This window comes from Salmonella sp. 2020_1459 (assembly GCF_043847915.1).
In the GTDB taxonomy this organism is placed as follows: Bacteria; Pseudomonadota; Gammaproteobacteria; order Enterobacterales; family Enterobacteriaceae; genus Salmonella; species Salmonella enterica.
This window is the reverse complement of sequence record NZ_JBCMFA010000015.1, coordinates 1-6,216: the sequence shown is the minus strand read 5'-3', so window position 1 is coordinate 6,216 and position 6,216 is coordinate 1. Positions and strand designations below refer to the sequence as shown.

8 protein-coding genes are annotated in these 6,216 nt (G+C 67.8%); all 8 read left to right on the top strand.

All coding sequences use genetic code 11. The features are described from left to right. A partial coding sequence (gene ccmA / locus ACH0VJ_RS22450; RefSeq protein ID WP_079833572.1) for a cytochrome c biogenesis heme-transporting ATPase CcmA occupies positions 1-543 on the top strand: 543 nt, incomplete at its 5' end. Further along, complete coding sequence (gene ccmB, locus ACH0VJ_RS22445) at positions 540-1,199, top strand: heme exporter protein CcmB (protein ID WP_000990036.1); 660 nt, start codon at positions 540-542, stop codon at positions 1,197-1,199. The genes ccmA and ccmB, both read left to right, overlap by 4 nt. Before the next feature lie 51 nt (positions 1,200-1,250). After that, positions 1,251-1,988 carry a heme ABC transporter permease gene (locus ACH0VJ_RS22440; protein WP_000266005.1) on the top strand — a complete coding sequence of 246 codons (738 nt, stop codon included), beginning with the start codon at positions 1,251-1,253 and terminating at the stop codon, positions 1,986-1,988. Next, a complete protein-coding gene (gene ccmD, locus ACH0VJ_RS22435) occupies positions 1,985-2,197 on the top strand; it encodes a heme exporter protein CcmD (protein WP_000074113.1) in 213 nt (70 codons plus the stop codon). The genes ACH0VJ_RS22440 and ccmD overlap by 4 nt, the downstream gene beginning before the upstream one ends. Next, positions 2,194-2,673: a cytochrome c maturation protein CcmE gene (ccmE, locus tag ACH0VJ_RS22430; RefSeq protein WP_001053618.1), complete on the top strand. Its 480-nt coding sequence runs from the start codon at positions 2,194-2,196 to the stop codon at positions 2,671-2,673. Before ccmD ends, ccmE begins: the two co-directional genes overlap by 4 nt. Then, positions 2,670-4,601 carry a heme lyase CcmF/NrfE family subunit gene (locus ACH0VJ_RS22425; protein ID WP_000982531.1) on the top strand — a complete coding sequence of 644 codons (1,932 nt, stop codon included), beginning with the start codon at positions 2,670-2,672 and terminating at the stop codon, positions 4,599-4,601. Before ccmE ends, ACH0VJ_RS22425 begins: the two co-directional genes overlap by 4 nt. Beyond that, entirely contained in the window at positions 4,598-5,155 is a 558-nt protein-coding gene (gene dsbE / locus ACH0VJ_RS22420; protein WP_000828306.1) for a thiol:disulfide interchange protein DsbE, read from the top strand. The genes ACH0VJ_RS22425 and dsbE overlap by 4 nt, the downstream gene beginning before the upstream one ends. Further along, entirely contained in the window at positions 5,152-6,195 is a 1,044-nt protein-coding gene (locus tag ACH0VJ_RS22415; RefSeq protein ID WP_001238307.1) for a cytochrome c-type biogenesis protein CcmH, read from the top strand. Before dsbE ends, ACH0VJ_RS22415 begins: the two co-directional genes overlap by 4 nt. Positions 6,196-6,216: the final 21 nt, after the last annotated feature.

Here is a 6,216-nt window from a genome sequence, read left to right as displayed (position 1 = left end):
GCCGGGGAGTGGGTGCAGGTCACCGGCGGCAACGGCGCCGGAAAAACCACCCTGCTGCGCCTGCTGACCGGGCTGGCGCGCCCGGACGGCGGCGAGGTGTACTGGCAGGGCGAACCCCTGCGCCGCGTGCGCGACAGCTTCCATCGCAGCCTGCTGTGGATAGGGCACCAGCCGGGGATAAAAACCCGCCTGACGGCGCGGGAGAACCTGCACTTCTTCCACCCCGGCGACGGCGCGCGTCTCCCGGAGGCGCTGGCGCAGGCCGGGCTGGCGGGATTTGAGGACGTGCCGGTCGCCCGGCTCTCGGCCGGGCAGCAGCGTCGGGTGGCGCTGGCCCGCCTGTGGCTGACCCGCGCCGCGCTGTGGGTGCTCGACGAGCCGTTCACCGCCATTGATGTTAACGGCGTGGCGCGCCTCACCCGGCGGATGGCGGCGCACACGGCGCAGGGCGGGATGGTCATTCTCACCACCCACCAGCCGCTGCCGGGGGCCGCGGACACCGTCCGCCGCCTGGCGCTGACCGGCGGGGGGGCAGGGCTGTGATGTGGCGTGTCTTCTGTCTCGAGCTGCGCGTGGCGTTCCGCCACGGCGCGGACATCGCCGGCCCGCTGTGGTTCTTCCTGATGGTCATCACCCTGTTTCCGTTAAGCGTCGGGCCGCAGCCGCAGCTGCTGGCGCGTATCGCGCCGGGCATCATCCAGGTGGCGGCGCTGCTGGCCTCGCTGCTGGCGCTGGAGCGGCTGTTTCGCGACGACCTGCAGGACGGCAGCCTGGAGCAGCTGATGCTGCTGCCGGTGCCGCTGCCGGCGGTGGTACTGGCGAAGGTGCTGGCCCACTGGGCGGTGACCGGCCTGCCGCTGATGATGCTCTCCCCGCTGGTGGCGCTGCTGCTGGGGATGGACGTGTACGGCTGGAAAATCATGGCGCTGACGCTGCTGCTCGGCACGCCGGCGCTGGGGTTTCTCGCCGCGCCGGGCGTCGCGCTGACGGCCGGCCTGCGGCGCGGCGGCGTCCTGCTGGGCATTCTGGTGCTGCCGCTGAGTGTCCCGGTGCTGATTTTCGCCGCCGCGGCGATGGACGCGGCATCGATGCATTTACCCGCTGACGGCTATCTGGCGGTGCTGGGGGCGCTGCTGGCGGGCAGCGCGACGTTAAGTCCGTTCGCCACTGCGGCGGCGCTGCGCCTCAGCGTGCAGTAGCGCCCCGGCGCGACGGACATTTTACTGGTTTCAGGAGGTCAGGTGACGACTATGTGGAAAACCCTTCATCAGCTGGCGGCGCCGCCCCGGCTGTATCAGATTTGCGGCAGGCTCGTGCCGTGGCTGGCGGCGGCCGGCATCATCGCGCTGGCCACCGGCTGGGTCCGGGGCTTTGGTTTCGCCCCGGCGGACTACCAGCAGGGGGAGAGCTACCGCATTATGTACCTGCATGTCCCGGCGGCCATCTGGTCAATGGGTATCTATGCGGCGATGGCGGTGGCGGCGTTCACCGGGCTGGTCTGGCAGATGAAAATGGCCAGCCTTGCCGTCGCGGCGATGGCGCCGGTGGGGGCGGTGTACACCTTCATCGCGCTGGTCACCGGCGCGGCGTGGGGCAAACCGATGTGGGGCACCTGGTGGGTGTGGGACGCGCGCCTGACCTCGGAGCTGGTGCTGCTGTTTCTCTACGCCGGGGTCATCGCCCTGTGGCACGCCTTTGACGACCGTAAAATGGCCGGGCGCGCGGCGGGCATTCTGGTGCTGGTCGGCGTGGTGAACCTGCCGGTTATCCACTATTCCGTCGAGTGGTGGAACACCCTGCACCAGGGCTCGACGCGGATGCAGCAGAGTATCGACCCGGCGATGCGCTCGCCGCTGCGCTGGGCCATCGCCGGCTACCTGCTGCTCTTTATGACGCTTTCGCTGATGCGGATGCGCAACCTGATTTTACTGATGGAAAAACGCCGCCCGTGGGTGAGCGAACTGATACTGAAAAGGGGGCACCGGTGAGTCCGGCATTTTCATCGTGGAGCGATTTTTTCGCCATGGGCGGGTACGCCTTTTTTGTCTGGCTGGCGGTGGCGATGACCGTGGCGCCGCTGGTGCTGCTGGCGCTGCACACGGTGCTGCAGCGCCGGGCCATTCTGCGCGGCGTGGCGCAGCAGCGGGCGCGCGAGGCGCGGATGCGTGCCGCACAGGCGCAACAGGAGGCCGCGTGAACCTGCGACGTAAAAACCGGCTATGGGTGGTCTGCGCGGTGCTGGCGGGCCTGGGGCTGACCACCGCCCTGGTCCTGTACGCGCTGCGCGCGAATATCGACCTGTTCTATACCCCCGGCGAAATCCTCTACGGCAAGCGCGAGACGCAGCAGCTGCCGGCGGCGGGCCAGCGCCTGCGCGTCGGCGGGATGGTGATGCCCGGCAGCGTCAGGCGCGACCCGGACTCGCTGAAGGTGAACTTCAGCCTCTACGACGCCGAAGGGTCGGTGACGGTGAGCTATGAGGGGATACTGCCGGACCTGTTCCGCGAGGGACAGGGGGTGGTGGTGCAGGGCACCCTGGAGAAGGGCAACCACGTCCTGGCGCACGAGGTGCTGGCCAAGCATGACGAGAACTACACCCCGCCGGAAGTGGAAAAGGCGATGCAGGAAAACCACCGCCGCCCGCAACGCGCTGATAAGGACACCTCATCATGATGCCTGAATACGGCCACGCGCTGCTGTGCCTGGCGCTCGGCGTGGCGCTGCTGCTGTCCGTTTACCCGCTGTGGGGCGTGGCGCGCGGCGACGCGCGGATGATGGCGTCGGCCGGGGTGTTCGCCTGGCTGCTGTTCATCTGCGTGGCGGGCGCGTTTTTCGTGCTGGTGCACGCCTTTGTGGTTAACGACTTCACCGTGGCCTATGTCGCCGGCAACTCGAACACGCAGCTGCCGGTGTGGTACCGGGTGGCCGCCACCTGGGGGGCGCACGAGGGCTCGCTGCTGCTGTGGGTGCTGCTGATGAGCGGCTGGACCCTGGCGGTGGCGGTGTTCAGCCGGCGGGTGCCGGCGGATATCGTCGCCCGGGTGCTGGCGGTGATGGGGATGGTCTGCGCCGGTTTTCTGGCGTTCATCCTGTTCACTTCCGGCCCGTTCGCCCGCACGCTGCCGGCCTTTCCGGTGGAGGGGCGTGACCTGAACCCGCTGCTGCAGGACCCGGGGCTGATTTTCCACCCGCCGCTGCTGTACATGGGCTATGTCGGCTTCTCGGTGGCCTTCGCCTTCGCCATCGCCGCGCTGCTGAGCGGGCGTCTGGACAGCGCGTTCACCCGTTTTGCCCGCCCGTGGACGCTGGCGGCGTGGGTGTTCCTGACGCTGGGCATCGTGCTCGGCTCGGCGTGGGCCTACTACGAGCTGGGCTGGGGCGGCTGGTGGTTCTGGGACCCGGTGGAGAACGCCTCCTTTATGCCGTGGCTGGCGGGCACCGCCCTGCTGCACTCGCTGGCGGTCACGGAACAGCGCGCCGGCTTCAAGGCGTGGACGCTGCTGCTGTCCATCTGCGCCTTCTCGCTGTGCCTGCTGGGCACCTTCCTGGTGCGCTCCGGGGTGCTGGTGTCGGTGCACGCCTTCGCCTCCGACCCGGCGCGCGGAATGTTTATCCTCGCCTTTATGGTGCTGGTCACCGGCGGCTCGCTGCTGCTGTTCGCCGTGCGCGGGCACAGGGTGCGTTCGCGGGTGAACAACACGCTGTGGTCGCGCGAGTCGCTGCTGCTCGGCAACAACGTCCTGCTGATGGCCGCCATGCTGGTGGTGCTGCTGGGCACCCTGCTGCCGCTGGTGCACAAACAGCTGGGGCTGGGCAGCATTTCGGTGGGGGAGCCGTTCTTTAACACCATGTTCACCTGGCTGATGGTCCCCTTTGCCCTGCTGCTGGGGGTGGGGCCGCTGGTGCGCTGGGGCCGGGACCGGCCGCGTAACATCAGGAAACTGCTGTGGGCTGCCGTTGTCACCACCCTGGTGCTGTCGGTACTTTTGCCATGGCTGCTGGAAGATAAAATCATCGCCATGACGGCGGTGGGGATGGCGATGGCCTGCTGGATTGCTGTACTGGCGGTGGCCGAAGCCGTACAGCGCGTGTCCCGCGGCACGAAAACCTCTCTCAGCTACTGGGGAATGGTGGCGGCGCACCTCGGGCTGGCGGTGACGATTACCGGCATCGCCTTCAGCCAGAATTACAGCGTGGAGCGTGACGTGCGGATGCGGGCGGGCGACAGCGTGACCATTCACGACTACCGCTTCACCTTCCGGGAGGTGCGGGACATCACCGGCCCCAACTACCGCGGCGGGGTGGCCCTCATCGGGGTGACGCGCCACGGCGAGCCGGAGGCGGTGCTGCACGCGGAGAAACGGCTCTACAACACCAGCCGGATGGTGATGACCGAGGCGGCGATTGACGGCGGGCTGACCCGCGACCTGTACGCCGCGCTCGGGGAGGAGCTGGACAACGGCGCGTGGGCCGTGCGCCTGTACTACAAACCGTTTGTCCGCTGGATATGGGCCGGGGGGCTGCTGATGGCGCTGGGCGGGCTGCTGTGCCTGGCGGACCCGCGCTACCGCCGCCGTAAACCATTGCCGGAGGCCGGATGAAACGCAACGTACTGTTATTACCGCTGCTGATTTTTCTGCTGATTGCCGCGGCGCTGCTGTGGCAGCTGACGCGCAACGCGCAGGGGGATGACCCGACGAATCTCGAATCGGCGCTGACCGGAAAGCCGGTGCCGGCGTTCCGCCTGGAATCGCTGGAGACGCCGGGTCAGTACTACCAGGCGGAGGTGCTGACGCAGGGGAAACCGGTGCTGCTTAACGTCTGGGCCACCTGGTGCCCGACCTGCCGCGCCGAGCATCAGTACCTGAACCAGCTTTCTGCGCAGGGTATCCGGGTGGTGGGGCTGAACTATAAGGACGACCGGGCGAAGGCGGTGGCCTGGTTAAAGGAACTGGGCAACCCGTATGCGCTGAGTTTATCGGACAGCGACGGGATGCTGGGGCTGGACCTGGGCGTGTACGGCGCGCCGGAAACCTTCCTCATCGACGGCAGGGGGATTATCCGCTACCGCCATGCGGGCGATTTGAATGCCCGGGTATGGGAAAGTGAACTGAAACCGCTGTGGGACAGATACAGCCGGGAGGCGGCGCAATGAGACTGTTACCGGGCATGGTGATGCTGATGCTGGCGCTGGTTATCTCCGGGTCAGCGCGGGCAACCACCGACGTGATGCCGTTTAAAGATGAAGCGCAGGAGCAGCAGTTCCGCCAGCTCACGGAGCAGCTGCGCTGCCCGAAATGCCAGAACAACAGCATTGCGGACTCGAACGCGATGATAGCCACCGACATGCGCCGCAGGGTGTATGACCTGATGCAGGAGGGGAAGAGCCGCCAGGAAATCATCGATTATATGGTGGCGCGCTACGGCAACTTCGTCACCTACGACCCGCCGCTGACCCCGCTGACGGTGCTGCTGTGGGTGCTGCCGCTGGCCGCCATCGTGGCGGGCGGGTGGATAATCGTCGCCCGCACGCGCCGGCGGGTGCGCCTGCGCCGGGAGCCGCTGCCGGCGGACACCCCGGTTTGCGGCGCGCGCGCCGGGTGGGGCGTTTACGTGCCGGGGGCCGTCATTGCGCTGGCGGTCGGCGCCGGCAGCTACGCCCTGACCGGCAGCTATCCGCAGGTCAGGGCCTGGCAGCAGGCAACGGCGCAGACGCCGGGGCTGCTGGCGCGGGCGCTGGACCCGCAGGCGCAGCCGCTGAATGAGGAGGAGATGGCGCGGCTGGCGCTGGGGCTGCGCACCCGCCTGCAGAATGATGCCGGCAATGTTGAGGGCTGGCTCATGCTGGGGCGCACCGGTATGGTACTGGGTAATGCCGGTACCGCCACCGGGGCCTATGCAAACGCTTACCGTCTGGACCCGAAAAACAGCGATGCGGCGCTGGGCTACGCGGAGGCGCTGACGCGCTCGTCCGACCCGGAGGATAACCGCCGCGGCGGGGAGCTGCTGCGTCAGCTGGTGAGCCGCGACCACACGGATATCCGGGTGTTAAGCCTGTATGCGTTCAGCGCCTTTGAGCAGCAGCGCTTTGGCGAGGCGGTGGCGGCCTGGGAGATGATGCTGAAACTGTTGCCGGCAGACGATACCCGGCGGGCGGTGATAGAGCGCAGTATCCGGCTGGCGCAGGAGAAATAAGACCCTGACGGCCCGGTGGCG